Here is an 18,343-nt window from a genome sequence, read left to right on the forward strand (position 1 = left end):
AACCAAAGGAATCCGTCCAATGGACGGGGTTGTGCATCATGCACTGGCTTTTAACACACTGTTGAGTTCTCAAGAAACGGACGCATTCACCGTCACCTGCCCGGTGGCACTCGCTTCGTTATGTCCTTATTCTTTCAGCCCTTCCGATTCGTGTCAAATTCAGTGATTTGACTTTCATCGGTTTGACCTGCGGAAATCCAGACCGCCCCGCTTCCGGGGCAACCCCTCTAACTTACGCCGACATCTGATTCCTGTCGAATCAGACTCACCCGCGAACATGACGATCGAAGGTGCGGAGTTGGTCAAGGAGGTTTCCCTGGACGGCCGGCGATCATCGCCGACCGGTTGGGACTGGTGAACTCTATGTACGACCCCGCCAACCGTCAAATCGACGCTCGGCCGTACAGAAAGAGAAGGTTCAGCTACCTGTCGTAGTGGATCGGGCACTTTGGGCGGTGTTCGCATGGGATGCCGGGGTATGTAGGCGAAATGAACGATCACTCGGCCCCGCGGGCGCTGATCGTCCTGCTCACGGCGGCCGGGGCGGTCGTCACGCTGTTCGGTCTGCGCGAGGTCGCCTCGATCGTGGGCCCCCTGGTCCTGGCGCTCGTGCTCGTGATCGCCGTCTCCCCCGTACGAAGGTGGCTCGGCTCGCGCGGCGCTCCCATCTGGGCACAGGTGGCGGTGCCGTTCCTGATCGTGGTGCTCGTCCTGCTCGGGATGGTCGGGGTGCTGACGATCTCGATGGCCCAGCTTGCCGGGATCCTCCCCACGTACGCCCCGGAGTTCCAGCAACTACTCGCGGACGCGCAACGTTTCGCCACCGAGCACGGCATCAGCAACGCGCAGCTCAACCAGGCGATTCAGTCCTTCGACCCGGGCAAGGTACTGAGTCTCGCCCAGTCGTTGCTGGCGAGTCTGCTGGCCGTCCTGTCGGGCTTGTTCCTGATGGTGGTGCTCCTGCTGGCGATGTCCCTCGACGCGCCGGTGATGGCGAAGATCCTTGATTCGGGCAGGGAGCACAGACCCGCCCTGGTCTCCTCCCTAGCCACCTTCGCCGGAAAGACGCGGCGGTATCTGCTGGTCTCCACGGTTTTCGGGATCATCTGCGCCGCGTTCGACGTGGCGGCGTTGGCGCTGCTCGGCGTCCCCTTGCCACTGCTCTGGGGAGTGCTGGCGCTCATCACGACCTATATCCCGAACATCGGCTTCGTGCTCGGTCTGCTCCCACCCGCGATGCTCGCCCTGCTCGATGGTGGTGTGCGGCAGATGCTCCTGGTCATCGCCGCCTACTGCGCCATCAACGTGGTGTTCCAGTCGTTCATCCTGCCGAAGTTCCTCGGCGACGCGGTGGGGCTTTCGACCACGATGACCCTGTTGTCGCTCATCGTGTGGACGTTCGTGCTGGGGCCGCTCGGGGCGGTGCTCGCGATCCCGCTCAGCCTGCTGGCGCGCGCCCTGCTCATCGACAGCGACCCAAGCGCCCGCTGGGCCGCCGCCCTCGTCTCGGGCGACCCGTCCCCTCGTCCGACCGGCTCTCCGTAGTCTTTCCGTTCCCGCATCTTCCGGTACGGCGAAGCCACCCACAGCCCACCGCGGTCACGTGGCGGGCGCCCGTCCATCACGCGTACTCCAGCGGGACTCCGGCTGGCCACCGTCACGTGGAACCTCCCCCGGCTGCGGCACATCAGCAGCGCAGGGACGCTTCGGCGAAGTGTCGGTGGCGGGTCGTAGCGTGGACAGCATGTACGCGGAATGGAGCCCTGGTGCGTCGCTCGCCGATCGGGTGGCCTGCCTGTGGAAGCAGGACTGCGCGGAGGAAGGCACCCAGATCGTGGTGCCCGACGCCTGCGTCGACCTGATCTGGGGGCCGGAAGGGCCCCACGTGGCGGGGCCGGACACAGGGCCCGTGCCGGTGCGCATGCGCGCGGGCGACGTGTACAGAGGCATCCGGTTCAGGCCGGGCGCACTGGGCGGGCTGCTCGGCGTGCCGGCCGGCGAGCTGCGCGACGAACGCGTTTCGTTCGCCGACCTCGGGCTTCCCGCTGATCTGACGCTCGAGGCCCTGGCCGAACGGTTGCGGAAGAGCGCCACGCCGGACCCCGCGGCCCCCGCCATCGCCGCCGCGCTGCGGAGTGGGTCATCGGTGCGAGAGGTGGCGAGGGATCTCGGACTGAGTGAGCGGCACCTGCACAGGAGGGCTGTGGCGGCGTTCGGCTACTCGCCGAAGACCTTGCAGCGGATCGTGCGGTTCCAGCGGGCGCTCAGCCTGGCCCGATCGGGGGTGCCGCTGGCCACGGTGGCCGCGGAGAGCGGATACACCGACCAGGCTCATCTCTCCCACGAGGTGAAACGTTTGAGCGGCGTCCCGATGAGCGGCCTCCTCGTCGCGGCCTGACATGCCCTCGCGTCCCGCTGCGACGGCGGATCGAGTCAGCTGGGAGGAGGCCATCCAACCCGCGTGGTCTTCCCGGGGCCGATGGCGGTCTTCGAGGGACTCGGGGAGGCGGTGGATCGTCCTCGTTGGGAAGACGCCGCAGTGAGATCAGGTGGTCGGGCGGCCGTACGCGCGGAGGGTCTTGAGGGTGGCCACGGTCAGGTAGCCGCCCCATTCGTGGCGGACCAGCGGCGTCCACATCGGGAAGTTGGGCTCCCACCCGCCCTCGGGCGTCTGCAGCCGGACCAGCGCGTCGAGGTGCTCGGCGAGAGTCTCGTCCGAGAACAGGGAGAGGTGGCGCAGCGGCGCGGGCGCGAAGTCCAGGGGGAAGTGCGCCTCGCCCTCCGCGAAGGGATCCATCGTGACCGTCGCGAGAATCGCCTCCTTGAGCCTGGCGAACTCCGCGTCCGCCCGCTCCCTGTCGTCGACCAGGTCGAGGAAGGTGACGATGGCGCGGGCGTAGTACGGCGTGGTCTCCTCGATCCCGGCGATGGCGCTCCAGCAGAACGAGGTGGCGGACTCGAGCCACGGGTGCCGCACACCGTGCTTGTGGAGGAGTCCGGCGATGGAGGCGGTGGGGATGAGACTGCCGGGCGGGTCGTCCTCGGGCTCCCACCACGGCGCGTGCGGCGCCTCGCTGACGCTGGGCAGGACGAAGGGCACGCCGCCGTCCTTCGTGGTGATGGAGACCAGATAGTCGCAGGCGGCGGCGACCATCGGGTCGTCGAAGGCGTCGAGCTCGTCCAGGATCCAGAACGCCACTTCGACCGGTTCCGGCTGGCTGGACGGCCCTCGAAGGTCGGGTTCCATGGCGTGGCCGAAGCCGCCGTCGGGGTTCTGGTACCCGCGCAGGACCTGAAGCACGCGCTCCTTCGAACCGCCCCTGTACAGCGCCTCGAACCTGAGCCTTTCGATGAGCCTGGCATTCACCTGGAGGTATCGCTCTGCTTCACGTTCCATGCCCTTCAACGTACGGCGGGGACGTGGTCGCCGCCTTGTAGAAATCAGCCATCCTCTGGCCTGGCAGCTTCTGGAGGCACGGCGGCTGCGATAACGGGAGTCCGTCATCTGGTCACAAGGGCGGCTCTGGTTGTCACAATCGGGGGCATGGAACAGCGGCGTTGGGACACAGACGAACGGTTCTCTGGGATCAGCGACGGCAGCTCGATCCTTCCCGCCCTTCACGCTCTCACCGAGGCCGCCTCCAGGCCCGGGTGGGTGGCCGAGGATCCGCACGCCCACCTGCTGCCCCACCTGCGCCGCGCCCCCGGCTGGCAGGTGCTGGGCGAGCGGCTGCAGGAGGACGGCGTGTACGAGGTGACCGTACGTCCCGACGAGCCGCTCGAGGGGATCAAGGTGTACAGGGCCGTCATCAGGCTGCTGGCCGCGATCGCCGAGCCCTCGTTCTTCGTACGGCAGAGCGCCCCGGATACCTTCGACTGCGTGACCGGCGTGATGCCGGGCGACCCTCCCGGTTACGCCACGCACGGTCACCTCGTACGGCTGGTCGTCACGGAATAGCCAGCGCCCCGGTCGTCGACACGCGAGCCGCCTGAAGGTTCGCGCTCGCCGACGGCTACCGCGAGTCGACCGAGTTCTGGCAGGTCACCAGCCCGCCCGTCTCGCCCCGCTACACGTTCACTTCATCGCGAAGACCGGCCCGCGCGGTCTGAAAGGCAGCCTGGCGCTCTGCGGGATGAGGAAGGCGTGCTCTCTCCTGATTCTCAGCACGTCGCAGTCCCCGTCGGTGATCACCAGGATTGGCCCGTCCTGGGGGAAGTCCTCGGCCCGCTCCAGCAGGTTGACCCCCGGCTGCAGCACGGTGCCCCCGCGTCCGCGCACCCGCACTCGGGTCGCGATGTCCTCCACCGGCAGGTATCCGGCGTCGTAGGCCGCGGCGTCGCAGAAGATCACGCGGGCGCGCGGCACGTCGCGGGCGGTGGCGTAGGAGGCGATCGCGCCCAGCGCCTTGCCGAGCAGTTTGGTGTCCATCGAGCCCGAGGTATCGAGGACGACGCCGAAGGTGGCCTGCCGTACGACCTCTTCGGGGCGGATCCAGCCGGGGCGCGGGATGCCGGGGCTGGCGGCCTGGCGGCGGGAGGCGCGGGCGTAGGAGCGGCGCTTCTCGACGGCGGGCACGTGCTCGTCGAACCAGCGGGCGAGCCTGGCGTCCCATGGCAGCGGCGGCTGGTCGAGCGCGCGGATCTCCTGCTCCAGCCCGTACGGCACCAGCCCCCGCCCGCTGCTCTGGTGGTAGACCAGCCCCTGGCTGAGCGCGTTGCGGTAGTAGTCGTCGAGGTCGAGATAGCCCTTGCCGCCGCCGATGGGCCTGTCGAGCACGTCGCCGAGGCCGCGCCCTCGCAGGGTGGCGAGCCTGCGCAGGCGGCGCAGGTCGGTGACGATCCTGTCGTAGACGGCCTCGGCCGACAGGCCCGCCAGCGAGGGGTCGTGCAGCAGCCCTTCGGGCAGCTCGCCGACGCCCATCTCGACCAGCCAGCCGTTGATCACGTAGTCGCAGGCGACGTTCCACACGAAGGGGTCGCGCCCGCCGAGGCGCTCGCCGTGCCTGAGCGCGGCGTGCAGCATCTCGTGGGCCAGCACGAAGCGCCACTCCTCGGTCTGGAGCCCGGCCAGCGGGTTGATGTAGATCTCGGCCGCCTCGGCGCTGACGGCGGCGATCGAGATGTCCCAGCCTCTGGCGAGTTCGGCATCGGCGACGACCGTCATGCCCGCAGCCAGCGCGCCGAGCAGGGGGTAGGAGGAGACGAACCAGCTCAGCGCCCTGTCCCACGGGCCTTCCTGCCGGGTTTTTGAGGTGCCCGCCAGCTCGAGGGCCGAGGTGGCGGTCCTGGCGACGCCGATGGCGAAGGAGCGCGGGTAGTCGTGGACGGTGGCCTGCTCGCGTGAGCCGATGCGGAAGTCGGCGGGGCCGAGCGGGGCGTGTTCGGCCGGCACGCCGGTTCCGCGCCAGCGTTCCGACAGCGTGACCTCGTCCTCGGTGGGGAGTGTGGCGGGCAGCGGTGCGGGGTTGCGGCCGAGCTTGAGCGTGGTGAGGAAACGGTCGACGGCCACGCAGCAGGCCGCCAGGTAGGCGGAGTCGGGCAGGTGGCAGGTGTCCGACTCCTTGGGCCCGAGGTCGGCGGGGGCGCAGGTGCCGGGGTCGGCGTGGCCGAAGCCGAGGTGCAGCATGAGGTGTGCGAACGTCCACGCCCACTCGGCGGCGTCGGCGCGGGTGGCGGTGTCGTAGTGGACGTCGCCGTGGGCGGTGACGTAGGTCTGCCGGTCCTCCACCAGCCGGCGGTGGTAGTGGCCGAACAGGGGGTGCCCGCTCGCGAGCTGCCAGCCCTTGAGCGCCTCCAGGCGCCACGGGTCGGCCTTCCTGTCGCGGCCTGCGGCTCTCCTGCTCATGAGCGGGCGGCGATCAGGCGAGGCAGGTCGCGGCCGACCTCCACCAGGAACCAGGTGGGCAGGGCGGGCGCGCCGTTCTCGTCGTTGGCGATGACCAGCTGCGCGCACTCCAGCGAGATCTCCGCCAGCTCCACCAGCAGCGTCTTGGCGCGGAAGCCCAGGTCCCTGCCTCGGGCCGACGCGCCGCGCTTGTCGGCGGGCAGCTCCTTGACCAGCCTGGCGCGGAAGGTCTCCGACAGGAAGTAGAGCAGGTCGCGGTCCTCGGGACGGCGCGGCCACGACACCTCGCCCTTGATGACGGCGTCGAGGTCGTAGGCGTGCCGCACGGTCTTGACGTAGGCGCGGAAGGCCGAGGCGTGCGAGGTGGTGAGCGTGCCGAAGGCCAACACGGCGAGGGTGTCGTCGTCGAGCGACTCCGAGGGGCCGAAGGAGTACATGACGTCGGAGAGCATGTGCCAGGCGCGCGGCGAGGAGAAGGGCTCCTCCGTCTTGGGCGGCGCGCTCCAGAGGTGGTCGGGCCGCTGGATGAGGTAGTCGACGATCCACGGGTGGACGCCGTTGGCCGCCGCCCACTTCAGCCAGTCGTCGGCGGAGACGCGCAGGTGGACGTGGACCAGGCGGTTGACCAGCGCCGAGGCCATCGGGCGGGCGAGGGCGTTGTCGCCGGCCCTGTTGCCCGCGCCGATCACGACCGAGCCCTCGGGCAGCTCGTAGGAGCCGATCCTGCGGTCGAGGATCAGCGAGTAGAACGCCTTCTGCACCTCGGGCGCGCTGGCGTTCAGCTCGTCGAGGAACAGGCAGTACGGCTCGTCCCTGGCGATCGACTCGGGCGGCGCGAACCTGCTGCGCCCGCCGACGAGCTCGGGCACGCCGATGAGGTCCTCGGGCGCGAGCTGCGTGCCGAGGAGCGTGACGCACTCGAGCCCGAGGGAGTCGGCGAACTGCCTGACCAAGGAGCTCTTGCCGATGCCTGGCGCGCCCCAGAGGAAGACGGGACGCACCACGGCGACGTGGAGCAACACCTCGGGCAGGCGGGAGGGAGTGACGGTGACCGTTGCCTGCATGCCACCAGGGTGACGATCTCCGCAGGAAAACGCATCGCATTTACCGGCGGCCTTCCGTAGGCTCGCCGCCATGACCTGTAACTCATGCGTCTACTACATCCGCATGCGCGGCAGCCGGGCTCTGGCTCGCTAGCTCCGCATGTTCGCGAGCCCAGGGCCCGTCGAGATCCCATTCGTCTCGAGGACCCGAAAGGGCTTTTGCTGTGGCGCAGAACTTCGCGCACGGAAATTATTCGCACACCCAGAAGAAGGCCAGGAACAGCGGTGGCGGTCGCACGCCCAGAGATCGGGCGCGGCGGGAGCTCTCGCAGAACTTCCTGGTCGATCGGCATGCCGTCGAGCTGATGGTGAAGGCGGCCAGGCCCAGCGGCCTGGTCCTCGAACCTGGCGCCGGTGAGGGCGCCCTGACCGTCGCGCTCGCGGCGACGGGCGCCGAGGTCGTCGGCTACGAGATCGACCCGCTGCTGGCGGTCAAGCTCAAGGCCAGGACGGGGCTGAGGATCGTCAAGGGCGACTTCACCTCCGTACGGCCGCCGGCCGAGCCGTTCGCGGTCGTGGGGAACATCCCCTACTCGATCACCTCGAAGATCGTCGACTGGTGCCTGCGCGCGCCGGCGCTCACGTCGGCGACGCTGCTCACCCAGCTGGAGTACGCGCGCAAGCGCAGCGGTGACTTCGGCAGGTGGAGCCTGCTCACCGTGGAGAGCTGGCCGTGGTTCACGTGGGAGCTGGTCGGCAGGGTGGGCAGGGAGAGCTTCAGGCCCGTGCCCTCTGTCGACTCGGGCATCCTGCGCATCGAACGGCGTCCCGAGCCGCTGCTCGACGACGCCGACGGCTTCGCCGAGCTGGTCAGGCTGGGCTTCGGGGGTGTCGGCGGCTCGCTGTACGCCTCGTTGCGCCCGCACTACGGCGGGGTGGACGCGGCGTTCGCCCGTGCGGGCATCGCCCGTGACACGGTCGTCGCGTTCGTCCACCCCGACCAGTGGATCACGCTGTTCGGGAACCTGTCGCGCTAGCGGCGAGGGGTCGCGGTGCTACCGCGGCCCCTCCAGCGGGACGGTGGGGGCGGCGAAGACCCGCCTCCCCCACGGCATCGCCAGGGCGAGCACCGGCAGCAGCACGATCGAGGCCATCGCCCAGCCGGGGTGCCAGTCCTGCCAGATCTTCCAGTGCTGTGTCATCCACAGATAGCCGATCGAGGCCCACAGCGCCGTGCCGAGCAGGGCGGGCCAGGCGAAGCGGGTGGGCCTGGCGATCAGGAACGGCACGAACCACAGCAGGTACTGCGCGCCCAGGCGCGGCGTGACGACCATGAAGACCAGCAGGATCGCGGTGGTCAGGTCGACGGGGTCGGCCCTGCGCCACACCCAGCAGACGGCCAGCACGCTGGCGTAGATCAGGTAGGTTCCGATCTTGGCGGCTGTGGGATCGAGGTCCCAGTTGCCTCTGGCGTGGATCGCGGTCCAACCCCACTCGCCGATGATCGGGCGGATGTCGCTCATGACGTCCATCACCTTGGGGATGTCCGACAGCGAGGTGCCCGCGAAGATCGGCAGCGTCACCAGGAAGAAGATCGGCGGGATGCCGGTGGCGATCAGCCCGATCAGCCTGGGCCTGAAGCCGCGCAGCAGCAGGAGCATGCCGGGGATGAGCCAGATCGGCCAGCTCTTCGCGCACAGCGCCAAGCCCATCAGCAGCCCGGCCCACAGGGCCCTGCGGTAGGCGGGCCGTTCGTGGGCGTGGAAGGTGAAGGCGGGCCTGGCCAGGCTCGCGAGGTGGGTGACCGACTGCCTGACGGCCGGGCCGAGACCGCGCCATCCGCCGCCGAGACCGAGCATCTCGCGCACGGTCATCGTGACACCCGGCCGGTGCGGATCGCCGGGGCCGCGGGCGACGACGAAGGCCGCGACGCCGAAGACCAGCGCGACGGGCTCGACCTGGCCGTGCACGGAGGCGACCAGCAGGGCGAGCGGGCTGAGCGCGTACTGGAAGGCGCGCAGCGAGGCGCGGGGGCCGCCCGCCAGCTTGCCGACCAGCGGGATCAGCACGATGTCGGCGACCACGGTGACCAGGCGGCCGGCGTACTCCCACGGGATGCCCAGCCAGAGCAGGATCCCGTAGACGTAGGGGATGGTCGGCAGGAAGTGCCAGCCGCCGTTGCTTCCCAGGACGGGGTCCTGCCGGTTGAGCACCGCCTCGCCCGCCGGTTTGAAGCTGTTGACGAAGTCGACGGGCTGCCAGGTGTCGATGGCGGAGGTGTACATGATGAGCACGCGCACCCCCACGCCCACCGCTATGGCGAGCCAGAGGGGAGGGCGCCAATCGCGCCATTGCGCGACGAGGGCGAGCACGACACCTGAGACGAGGACGATCCCCGTGAGCACTGCGTAATCCATGGCGGTCCTAGACTGCCGCACGTTTGGAGGTACTGCCACCTGTTGCGCGGGTCGCTCCGGCCCGGATCGTCACTCTGTGTGTTCAATTAGGAGCATGGGGGGATCACGGGGCAACGCGCGGCTGGTCGGCTTCTATCGAGAGGCGCTCAGCAGGCTTCATGATCCGGTCGCGGCCTGGGCCGAACTCACAGCCAACCCGCAGGCGAGAAGGGCCTACCAGAGGGCCCGCGGCCAGGAGGTCTCGCCCGTCGGCGACGCCGAGATGACCGAGATCGCCGCGGCCGCCCACGTGCACACGATCGCCGTCCACGGCCCCGACAGGGTGGCGGCACACTCCACCTCCACGCTCTCCCGCTTCGTCGGGCTGATCGGCGGCGCGGTGCTGGTGGACCAGCCGCTCGCCGCCGACCAGGTCTTCGGCCCCTGCGCCGAGGTGCCCGAGCCGGCCGACTGGGCGCACGCCGCCCTCGCGATCGTGTGGGGCGAGAACGACCGCGCGGTCCGCTCCCCCGACACGCACTGGCTGGTCGCGGGCCGCTACAAGGGCCAGAAGGTGGTGGCGATCGGGCGGCATCCGACGCGGCTGTCCGACGAGACGGTCGTGGTGCGCGCGGGCACCGACGCGGCGCTGGCCATGGCGATGGGGCACGTGCTGCTGAAGGAGTTCCACGTGGAGGCGCCCGCCTTCGCCGAGCACGCCAAGCACCGCACCGACCTGCCCTTCCTGGTGCGCCTGCGCGAGCGCGCCGGCGGGTACGTGCCGCACCGCTTCCTGACCGCCGCCGACCTGGGCGACCACTCGCCCACCGCGCATCTGAAGACCGTCCTGCTCGGCAGGGGCGGCAGGCCCGTGGTGCCGAACGGCTCGCTGGGGTTCCGCCGCGACCACGCCCACTGGAACCTGACGCTGGAGACCGACCCCGCGCTCACCATGTACGGCAAGGGCGGCGGCGCGGCCGAGGTGCTGCTCGCCCGCTTCGACGAGGGGTCGGCGCTGCTGCGTCGCGGCGTGCCGGTGGTGCGGGTGGGCGAGCACGTGGTGACGACCGTCTACGACCTGCTGCTCGCGCAGTACGGCGTGGCGCGCGACGGGCTGCCGGGCACGTGGCCGACCGGGTACGACGACGCGCTCGAGCCGTACACGCCTGGCTGGCAGGAGCCGATCACCGGGGTCCAGGCGGCGCGGGCGGTCAGGCTCGCCCGCGAGCTGGGCGAGACCGCGCTGCGCACCGGCGGCAGGTGCATGATCATGCCGGGACGGCTGGGCACCGAGCACGCCGACACCGCGCACAGGGCGATTCTGCCGCTGCTGGTGCTCACCGGGTGCGCCGGGGTGCAGGGCGGCGGCTGGGTCAGGCCGAGGGCCGAGGGCGAGCGGGTGGTGGAGGCCGGCGCCTACTTCTACCTGCACGGCGACAGATGGCGCTACGACGGCACCGACGTGGGGATGCTGTCGTGGGTGCTGGGCGAGGGGCTGTTCAACGACAGGGTGCCCGCCTCCGTGCTGGTCGAGGCCGTGCGCGAGGGCTGGTTGCCGATGGCGCCCGAGTACGACCGCAATTCGCTCGACACGGTGGCCGAGCCGTCCAGGCATGCCTGCGACGATCCCGACCACCCGGCGAACTGGCCCAGGGTGCTCACGCTGGCGCACAGCGACCAGGTCGACGACTGCTTCCTGCACCACCTGATCGGGGCGGCGCCAGGGCTGCCGTGCGCCGACCAGAGCGCTCCCGCGGGCAAGCTGGACCTGCTGCTCGGCGCCTCGGAGTACGCCGACTTCCCGCTGCCCGATGTCCGGCAGCTGGCCGAGACCTTCGCCAAGCTCGCGGTGGACCATCTCGGCACGCGCAGGGACTTCGTGCGCGGCGTGCTCGTCGAGCGGAACTATCCGGAGACCGCGGCGCTGCTGGCCGCGGTGCCGGGGCCCGCCGTACGGCCGGAGGGGATGCCGTGGCGGACCCTCTCGGGCCGCATGCACACCTTCGTCGACCACGACTGGATGCACGAGTACGGCGAGGCGCTGCCCACCTACCGGCCGCCGGGAACCGGCCAGCCGGTGAAGCCGACGCTGATGGTCAGGCACAGGGGACAGCAGGGCTGAAGGGGGAGGGAGCGCCTGGCACCTGGCGGTCCCTCCCCCGGCGAGCGGGATCAGAACCCTGCGGTGATCCTGGTGAACTCCCACTCGGTCTGCGCGATGCCGCTGCAGTGGGAGACCACGCCGCCGCCCGGGCACGGACGGTCACGGTTGACCGCCCAGTACGCCAGCCTGGTCAGCCCCTTGGACTTGGCCCAGTCGGTGATCTGGGCCCAGGTCGCCGGGGTGGTGAGCTCCTGCTGGTCGGACAGGCCGTTCATGCCGGAGATGCCCATCTTGGCGTAGGCCTGGGCGTCGCTCCAGCCGAAGGCGTTCTTCAGCGCGTTCTTCAGCCCCTCCGAGGCGTTGACGGTGTCGTTGTAGATGTTGGAGCCGCCGAAGTCGAACGGCATGATCGTGTAGTTGTCGATCGGCACCGCGAGCTCCTTGGAGCGGTTGATCAGGCGGATGCCGTGGGCGTTCGGTCCCGTCGTGGTGGTGCCGAAGGTGACGACCACCTTGACGTTCGGGTTGTTGGCCTTGACGATCTTCAGGCCGTTCAGGATGCGGTCCTGCACGGTGTAGTTCTCGAACTCGTCGCTGTTCTCGATGTCGAAGTCGACGACGGCGGGGCCGACGGCGTTGATGACCTGCTGGACGGCGCCGGCGAAGGCCTCGGGAGAGGAGCAGTTCGGGCCGAGCTTGTTGCCCGACCAGCCGCCGAAGGAGATCTGGACGCTGCCGCCCTTCGACTTGATCGTGGAGATGGCCTGGGCGTCGGCGCCGCCGGTCAGCGGCCGGTTGCCGTCCCACGCGGGGTTGCAGCCGCCGCTGGACAGGATGAAGGCCATGGTGAAGGACTTCACGCCGGTGGCGTCCATGACGGTGCCGGGGTTGGGCGGGTTGCCCCAGCCCATGTAGAGGTACGGCGCGCCCGGCATGCGCGCGCCGGTCGGGCAGCCGGTCGTCGAGCCGGTGACGGAGGCGCTGGAGGCCGACTCGCCCGCGGAGTTGTAGGCCCTGACGGTGTAGGTGTGCGAGGTGCAGACGCCGAGCCCGGAGACCGTGGCCGAGACGCCCGTGACCTGGGCACGCTGGGTCGAGCCCTCGTAGACGCGGTAGCCGGTGACGGTGCCGCTCGACGCGCCCCACGACAGCGAGATCGAGCTGTTGGTGGCGCCCGTGACGCTCGGCGCGCCCGGCTGCCCAGGCACGCCCGTGCCGCCCGAGGTGGAGGCGGTGACGGCGTTGCTCGCGGCCGACAGGTTCCCGGCCGCGTCGCGGGCGCGGACGGTGTAGGTGTGGCTCGTGCCCGAGGCCAGACCGGTGTCGGTGTGGGTGGTGCCGGTGACGGTGGTCACCAGCGTCGAGCCCCTGTAGACGTTGTAGCCGGTGACGGCGACGTTGTCGGTGGAGGCGTTCCACGCCAGCGCGATGCTGCTGGACGTGCTGCCCGTGGAGCGCAGGTTGCCGGGCACCGAGGGCGCGGTGGTGTCGCCGCCGCCCGAGACCGCCTTCCACAGGGCGGGCACGTTGGAAGGCTCCCAGCCCGGCTGCGAGGTGTGCGCCTGGATGCACTCGTAGTCGACGCCGTTGTGGGTGACGCGGGTGCCGATCGTGTAGGACGTCCAGGCCTGCCAGGCGGGGTAGGCGGCCACTGTGACGCTGTGCGCGGCGGCCGGGGTAGTCGTGGCCAGGCCCGTGCCCGCGAGGGCGAAGGCGGCCAGTAAGGCGAGCATGATGCGTCTCATGGCATTCCCTGGAGGTGCGGCTTGACGGTCTTGGAGAAGTTCCAGTTGTGGCTGGCGTCCCAGTTGATGGACCAGGTCATCGCGCCCCTGATGTCGGGGTAGGCGCGGGGCGGGACGAAGCTCCCGCAGCTCGTGCGCTTGGCCAGGCAGTCGAGCGCCTGGTTGACCAGGGCGGGCGAGACGATGCCGCCGCCTGCCGCGCCGGGGCCCGCGGGCAGGCCGAGGGCGACCTGGTCGGGGCGCAGGCCGTTCTCGAGCTGGATGCAGGCCAGCGCCACCATGAAGTTGACGGTGCCCTGGGAGTAGGCGGCGTTCTGGTCGCAGCCGAGCATCGAGCCCGAGTTGTAGAACTGCGTGTGGACGACGGTGAGGATGTCCTTGATGGACAGGGCGAGCTTGAAGTACTCCGCGCCGGTCGACTGCATGTCGATGGTCTGCGGCGCCATCGTGATGATCAGCCCCGAGCCCGCCTTGGCGCGCAGCGACCGCAGCGCCTGGGCCATGTAGGTGGCGTTGAGCCCGTTCTCCAGGTCGATGTCGACGCCGTCGAAGCCGTAGCCCTGCATCAGGGCGTGGACGGAGTCGGCGAACGTCGTGGCCGCCGCCGAACTGGCGACCTGGACGCGTCCCGCCTCTCCGCCGACCGACAGGATGACCTTCTTGCCGCGCTGGTGCAGGGCGGCGACGTCGGCCTTGAACTGGGCGTCGGTGTAGCCGCCCACCGCGGTGGCCAGGCCCTGGTCGACGCCGAAGACGACCTCGCCAGGGGTCGAGGTGGCCTCGCCGAAGGCGATCGCGACCAGGTCGTACTCGGCGGGCACGGCCGAGAGCTTGAGCTCCACGGCGGGGTTGACGAAGTTGTGCCAGTAGCCGGTGAGGAAGTGCCTGGGCAGCGGGCCCGTGGTGCAGCCCGCGGTGGTGGCGGTGGCGTCGCGGCCTGCCGATTCGCCGACGGAGTTGTAGGCCTTGACGGTGTAGGTGTGGGTCTCGCACGCGCCGAGGCCGGAGATGGTGGCGCTCGTGGCGGTCACGGTGGTCTTGAGCGTCGAGCCCTCGTAGACGCGGTAGCCGGTGACGGTGCCGCCGGCCGTACCCCATGACAGGGAGATGGCGCCGGTGGTGGAGGTGGCGCTCACGGCGCCCGGCTGTCCCGGCACGCCGGGCTGGGGCTCGCCGCCTCCGCAGGAGGCGCCGTTGACGGTGCAGCCGGTGATGCCGGGGAAGTTGCCGGGGCTGCCGTTGAAGCCGAAGCTGGCGCTGGCGCCCGCCGCGAGCTGTCCTGCCCAGCTCGGAGGGGTGAAGGTGTAGTGCTGGCCGCTGCGGACCATGACCGCGTCCCACGCGGAGGGGACGGTGTGCCCGGCGGGCAGGTCGAACTGGACGTTCCAGCTGACGGGGGCGGCGGTGCCGTTGGTGACGGTGACCCTTCCCTCGAAGCCCGAGCCCCAGTCGGCGGCCTTGGTGAAGGTCGCGGTGAGGCCTGCGGCCTGTGCGGGCAGGGCGACCAGGGTGAGGGCGAGGGTGATCAGGGCGACCACTGATGCGCGTAATCTCACGCTGTTCCTTCTTTTCGGGGGGTGCGCTCCCTTTGCAGGGGCTGTCAGAGTGAGTCAGGCGGGGGTGCGCCGCCTCCACGCGCCCATGGCGGTGAGACTCGCGGCGCAGGGTGCTCCCTCGATCGGACCGGCCGAGGGACGACGTGTCTTCGCAGGTCGGACGTTGGCCATGATTTCTTTTAGGAAAGTTTCCTAAGAGTTGTCGCGATCGTAGCCTTGCCACCGACCCCTTACAAGACCCAAAAAACCCGCCCCTCCGGTCCGCGAAGAGACCTGGAGAGGCGGGTGTCCGCCCCTTCCTTCCTGCCTGCGAGGAGACCTGGAGGGGCGGTCGTGGGTGGAGCGCAGGGGCCGGGGTTGCCGGCTCCCTGCGCCCTCTGTCAGGGTTGGTGGGTGATCTTGACGTCGTCGACGGCGGCCTCGACCAGGGAGGCGGTGGAGGCGTCCGCCGCATCGATGACGATCCTGACCGTCTGCCCCGCGTGCGAGCTCAGGTTCGCCGTCGCCACCGTCCACGAGCCGTTCCTGTTGGAGGCGGCCCCCTGCTGGTTGACGACGGTGCTCGTGGTGGTGCCGACGACCCGCACCCTGAAGTAGTCGGCGCTGGAGGAGTTCGAGCCGTGCGCCAGGTACCACGACAGCGACAGGTTGAGCGTGCCCGAGGCCGGCAGGGTGATCGGCGGGGACTGGATGGTGGTGACGCCGCCGTCGATGTCGTACGCGCCGGCGGAGGAGCCCGCGAGGCGTCCGGTCACCAGGTCGTTGACGCCGCTGACCGTGGTGCCGAGCTGCTTGGCCCCCGAGGAGGTGGTGGCGGCGGGGTCGCCTCGCTCCCACTGGCCGAGCGTGGCGGTGTCGGTGCCGCCCGGGTTGACGGTCCAGCCGGTGGCGGTCTCGAAGGTGTCGGAGTAGACGGTGGTCCCTCCGCCGCTCCCGCAGTACTGCGCCTCCTTGCCGATGATGCGGTAGACGCAGTCGGAGTACTCGAGGAAGCGGAGCACGGCCTCCTTGTTGCGGGTGGTCTGCGGGACGATCTGCTCGTCCGGCGGGTAGAAGCCGGGGCTGGAGCCCGTCGGGTACATCTCGAACGTGAAGCTGAAGATCTTGTGGACGCCCCACAGCCAGTCGTCGATGGTGCCGTCGGTGATGTAGAGGTCGCTGGCCTGCTCAGGGGTGTACCCGTTGGTGGAGGCCATGTTCTGGCCGAGGGTGGCGTGCGCGTCCCTGTCGTCCTGGGTCAGGCCGGGCGCGGTGTCGTTGAAGGTGTAGCCGTACGGCCAGAGGATCAGCTCGCTGTAGGTGTGCCAGTCGATGTGCGACTTGATCTGCTGCACGCCGCCGACGACGCGGCCGCGCACCCAGTCGGCCACGGCCTTGACCTCGGGGGCCGACTCGGCCGAGGGACCGCGGTAGGTGTCACTGGAGGGGGTGCCCGAGGAGCCGCCGCAGCAGCCCCAGTTGTAGCCCCAGTTGCGGTTCATGTCGGTGCCGACGGCGGAGGAGCCCGCGTTGGGCTGGCGGTTCTTGCGCCACGAGCGGTAGGAGCCCGTGGCGATGTCGTACTCGCCGCCGTCGGGGTTGAGGTCCGGCATGATCCAGATCTCGCGCGTGTTGACGAGGTTGGTGATGCGGGCGTCGCTGCCGTAGCCCTCGGCGAGCAGGTGCATGATGTACAGCGCCATCTCGACCGTGAGGTGCTCGCGGGCGTGCTGGTGGGCGGTGAAGAGCACCTCGGGCTCGGCCTCGTCGGAGCCGACGTTGTCACTGATCTTGACGCCGATCAGCTGCCTGCCCTCGTAGGAGTTGCCGTAGACGAACTTGCTGGCGATCGCGGGGTAGGCGGCCACCAGCGCGTTCACGTTCGCGGTCATCTCCGCGTAGTTGTGGTAGCCGGAGTCCGATGGCGGGAAGTCAGAAGTCCTCGCATCGGACGGGGGTAACGGGGACGGCAGCTCCACGACGCGGTAGCCGAGCCGTTTGATCGCGGCGATCTCGTCCGTGGTGGCGGTGACCACCACGGAGTCGGACGCCACCGCGTCGATCGCCGCGCCGGTGGCGGCGACGGCGCTGCGCTGCCTGGCGTCTGCGGGTCCCTGCACCTTGTACTGCTTGTTGCGCGGCGGTTCGGCGGACGCGCCCGCCCCTGTCATGCCGGTCAGGCAGATCAGGGCCAGGACGGAGAGCAGGACGACTAATCGGCTTTTCACCTTCAGCCTCCTCGGGCTTGACGAGCGTCTGCACTGAGAGTGGAGAAGGATGAACAACCGTAATAGGCCCAAATTTCAGAAATGCACCAGAGCCTCGCTCAGGGGCTTCCTCGTCAGGTCCGGGACCTCCGCGCCGGGGGCCGCGTAGCCGACGGGAAAGAGGATGTAGGGCCGCTCGTTGCCAGGCCGGGAGCAGATCTCGCTGAGGAAGGCCATGGGGTTGGGGGTGTGCGTGAGCGTCGACAGGCCCATCGTGTGCAGCGCGGTGATGAACAGCCCGCACGCGATGCCCACGCTCTCGTTGACGTAGTAGTGCTTGACCCTGCCGCCGTCGGGGCGCAGGCCGTATTTCTCCGCGAAGCACACCACGATCCACGGGACCACCTCGAGGTAGCCCTTGTCGGAGGTGGTCTCCAGCCGAGCCAGCGCCTGCCGCCACTCGGGGGTCAGCCGCCCTCCCTCGTAGTTCTGGCGCTCCTCCTCCTCGGCGGCCAGCCTGATCCGCCGCCTGGTCTCGGCGTCGCCGATCACCACGAACTTCCACGGCTGCTGGTGCGCGCCGGAGGGCGCGGTGTTGGCCGCCATGACGGCCAGCTCCACGCACTCGCGCGGCACGGGCTCGTCGCTGAAGAAGCGGACGCTGCGCCGCCTGTCGACGTGCTCGAAGAAGTCCCTGCCTCTGCGGATCATGTCCGCCTCGTCGTAACGGTCGGGCGCATAGGGAACGAACGGATACGTGTGCTCCATGGAACCCGCAGTCTCGGCACACCTGGCGATCGTGACAACACCGGCGTGGCTATCCTGACGAACTGACAGCCGAAGCCACTCTCAGGAGACGAATTGCCGGCACGCCGCAAGGGATTGGACGCGCTCGACCTCGAGATCCTGCGCCTGGTGCGCGAGCGCCCCCGCACCGGCCTGCTGGAGATCGCCCGCCTGCTCGGCGTCGCGCGCGGCACCGTGCAGGCCAGGCTCGACCGGATGAGCGCCGACGGCGTGATCACCGGCTTCGGTCCCGTGCTCTCCCCCGCCGCGCTGGGCTACCCGGTGCAGGCGTTCGCCACCCTGGAGGTGGAGCAGGCCTCCCGCGAGCACATCTCCGCCGCCCTGCACGCCATCCCCGAGCTGCTCGAGGCCCACATCGTCACCGGTCAGGGCGACGTGTGGTGCCGCCTGGCCGGTCGCGACAACGAGCACATCCAGCGGGTGATCGACGGCATGCTGACCATCCCCGGCGTACGGCGCAGCACGACCGTCATCACGCTGTCCGAGGTCGTCGCCCACCGGGTGCACCCGCTGGCGCGGCTGCGCGGATAGGCACGACGGGCGGACGGACCGCCCCCGCGAGCCGGCAGGCCCCCGGAGACGGGTTTCACGGGAGACGGGTTTCACGGGAGGCGAGTTCACGGGACGCGAGTTCACGGCACGCGAGCGAGCCCGCGCGGTC

At 69.9% G+C, this 18,343-nt stretch carries 14 protein-coding genes; 6 read left to right on the top strand and 8 right to left on the bottom strand.

Annotated elements, in window-relative coordinates; all coding sequences use genetic code 11:
- Window positions 1-489 precede the first annotated feature (489 nt).
- On the top strand, window positions 490-1,545 hold the full coding sequence (locus ABFX50_RS31160) for an AI-2E family transporter (protein WP_346151325.1): 1,056 nt from the start codon (window positions 490-492) through the stop codon (window positions 1,543-1,545).
- A gap of 199 nt (window positions 1,546-1,744) precedes the next feature.
- A complete protein-coding gene (locus tag ABFX50_RS31165) occupies window positions 1,745-2,398 on the top strand; it encodes a helix-turn-helix domain-containing protein (protein WP_346151327.1) in 654 nt (217 codons plus the stop codon).
- A gap of 147 nt (window positions 2,399-2,545) precedes the next feature.
- Here the strand turns inward: ABFX50_RS31165 and ABFX50_RS31170 are convergent, their stop codons facing one another.
- Window positions 2,546-3,397 (bottom strand): prenyltransferase/squalene oxidase repeat-containing protein, encoded by an 852-nt coding sequence (locus tag ABFX50_RS31170; RefSeq protein ID WP_346151328.1) that lies wholly within the window; start codon window positions 3,395-3,397, stop codon window positions 2,546-2,548.
- A gap of 147 nt (window positions 3,398-3,544) precedes the next feature.
- On the opposite strand from ABFX50_RS31170, the gene ABFX50_RS31175 reads away from it, so the two are divergent.
- Window positions 3,545-3,958 carry a hypothetical protein gene (locus tag ABFX50_RS31175; RefSeq protein ID WP_346151329.1) on the top strand — a complete coding sequence of 138 codons (414 nt, stop codon included), beginning with the start codon at window positions 3,545-3,547 and terminating at the stop codon, window positions 3,956-3,958.
- A 117-nt stretch (window positions 3,959-4,075) separates the two neighbouring features.
- Here ABFX50_RS31175 and ABFX50_RS31180 read toward each other — a convergent pair whose 3' ends face one another.
- Together ABFX50_RS31180 and ABFX50_RS31185 are read right to left on the bottom strand one after the other, a co-directional pair.
- Entirely contained in the window at window positions 4,076-5,845 is a 1,770-nt protein-coding gene (locus tag ABFX50_RS31180; RefSeq protein ID WP_346151330.1) for a vWA domain-containing protein, read from the bottom strand.
- Window positions 5,842-6,909, bottom strand: coding sequence for an ATP-binding protein (locus ABFX50_RS31185; RefSeq protein ID WP_346151332.1), 1,068 nt, complete (start codon window positions 6,907-6,909; stop codon window positions 5,842-5,844). The genes ABFX50_RS31180 and ABFX50_RS31185 overlap by 4 nt, the downstream gene beginning before the upstream one ends.
- 317 nt (window positions 6,910-7,226) lie before the next feature.
- Between ABFX50_RS31185 and ABFX50_RS31190 the strand changes: the two genes are divergently transcribed.
- On the top strand, window positions 7,227-7,925 hold the full coding sequence (locus ABFX50_RS31190; protein ID WP_379479238.1) for a ribosomal RNA small subunit methyltransferase A: 699 nt from the start codon (window positions 7,227-7,229) through the stop codon (window positions 7,923-7,925).
- Window positions 7,926-7,943: 18 nt separating this feature from the next.
- Here ABFX50_RS31190 and ABFX50_RS31195 read toward each other — a convergent pair whose 3' ends face one another.
- Window positions 7,944-9,305, bottom strand: coding sequence for a hypothetical protein (locus ABFX50_RS31195; RefSeq protein ID WP_346151336.1), 1,362 nt, complete (start codon window positions 9,303-9,305; stop codon window positions 7,944-7,946).
- Window positions 9,306-9,399: 94 nt separating this feature from the next.
- Here ABFX50_RS31195 and ABFX50_RS31200 point away from each other — a divergent pair, with 94 nt between their 5' ends.
- Entirely contained in the window at window positions 9,400-11,406 is a 2,007-nt protein-coding gene (locus tag ABFX50_RS31200; protein WP_346151338.1) for a molybdopterin-dependent oxidoreductase, read from the top strand.
- Between the two features lie 50 nt (window positions 11,407-11,456).
- Here the strand turns inward: ABFX50_RS31200 and ABFX50_RS31205 are convergent, their stop codons facing one another.
- The 4 genes from ABFX50_RS31205 to ABFX50_RS31220 form a co-directional block, all read right to left on the bottom strand.
- Window positions 11,457-13,133 (bottom strand): carbohydrate-binding protein, encoded by a 1,677-nt coding sequence (locus tag ABFX50_RS31205; RefSeq protein WP_346151340.1) that lies wholly within the window; start codon window positions 13,131-13,133, stop codon window positions 11,457-11,459.
- Window positions 13,130-14,689 carry a chitinase gene (locus ABFX50_RS31210; protein WP_346151343.1) on the bottom strand — a complete coding sequence of 520 codons (1,560 nt, stop codon included), beginning with the start codon at window positions 14,687-14,689 and terminating at the stop codon, window positions 13,130-13,132. The genes ABFX50_RS31205 and ABFX50_RS31210 overlap by 4 nt, the downstream gene beginning before the upstream one ends.
- Before the next feature lie 380 nt (window positions 14,690-15,069).
- Window positions 15,070-16,896 (bottom strand): M14 family metallopeptidase, encoded by a 1,827-nt coding sequence (locus tag ABFX50_RS31215; RefSeq protein WP_346151345.1) that lies wholly within the window; start codon window positions 16,894-16,896, stop codon window positions 15,070-15,072.
- Window positions 16,897-16,971: 75 nt separating this feature from the next.
- Entirely contained in the window at window positions 16,972-17,643 is a 672-nt protein-coding gene (locus ABFX50_RS31220; RefSeq protein ID WP_346151347.1) for a nitroreductase family protein, read from the bottom strand.
- A 93-nt stretch (window positions 17,644-17,736) separates the two neighbouring features.
- On the opposite strand from ABFX50_RS31220, the gene ABFX50_RS31225 reads away from it, so the two are divergent.
- Window positions 17,737-18,213: an Lrp/AsnC family transcriptional regulator gene (locus ABFX50_RS31225; protein WP_183648568.1), complete on the top strand. Its 477-nt coding sequence runs from the start codon at window positions 17,737-17,739 to the stop codon at window positions 18,211-18,213.
- Window positions 18,214-18,343: the final 130 nt, after the last annotated feature.

It is taken from the genome of Nonomuraea recticatena (genome assembly GCF_039533245.1).
Lineage (GTDB): Bacteria > Actinomycetota > Actinomycetes > Streptosporangiales > Streptosporangiaceae > Nonomuraea > Nonomuraea roseola.

What these genes read in the sequence shown, in the direction of transcription:
- ABFX50_RS31160 (WP_346151325.1), top strand. Translation starts at nt 490, where the DNA reads ATGAACGATCACTCGGCCCCGCGGGCGCTGATCGTCCTGCTCACGGCG.
- ABFX50_RS31165 (WP_346151327.1), top strand. Translation starts at nt 1,745, where the DNA reads ATGTACGCGGAATGGAGCCCTGGTGCGTCGCTCGCCGATCGGGTGGCC.
- ABFX50_RS31170 (WP_346151328.1), bottom strand. Translation starts at nt 3,397, where the DNA reads ATGGAACGTGAAGCAGAGCGATACCTCCAGGTGAATGCCAGGCTCATC.
- ABFX50_RS31175 (WP_346151329.1), top strand. Translation starts at nt 3,545, where the DNA reads ATGGAACAGCGGCGTTGGGACACAGACGAACGGTTCTCTGGGATCAGC.
- ABFX50_RS31180 (WP_346151330.1), bottom strand. Translation starts at nt 5,845, where the DNA reads ATGAGCAGGAGAGCCGCAGGCCGCGACAGGAAGGCCGACCCGTGGCGC.
- ABFX50_RS31185 (WP_346151332.1), bottom strand. Translation starts at nt 6,909, where the DNA reads ATGCAGGCAACGGTCACCGTCACTCCCTCCCGCCTGCCCGAGGTGTTG.
- ABFX50_RS31195 (WP_346151336.1), bottom strand. Translation starts at nt 9,305, where the DNA reads ATGGATTACGCAGTGCTCACGGGGATCGTCCTCGTCTCAGGTGTCGTG.
- ABFX50_RS31200 (WP_346151338.1), top strand. Translation starts at nt 9,400, where the DNA reads ATGGGGGGATCACGGGGCAACGCGCGGCTGGTCGGCTTCTATCGAGAG.
- ABFX50_RS31205 (WP_346151340.1), bottom strand. Translation starts at nt 13,133, where the DNA reads ATGAGACGCATCATGCTCGCCTTACTGGCCGCCTTCGCCCTCGCGGGC.
- ABFX50_RS31220 (WP_346151347.1), bottom strand. Translation starts at nt 17,643, where the DNA reads ATGGAGCACACGTATCCGTTCGTTCCCTATGCGCCCGACCGTTACGAC.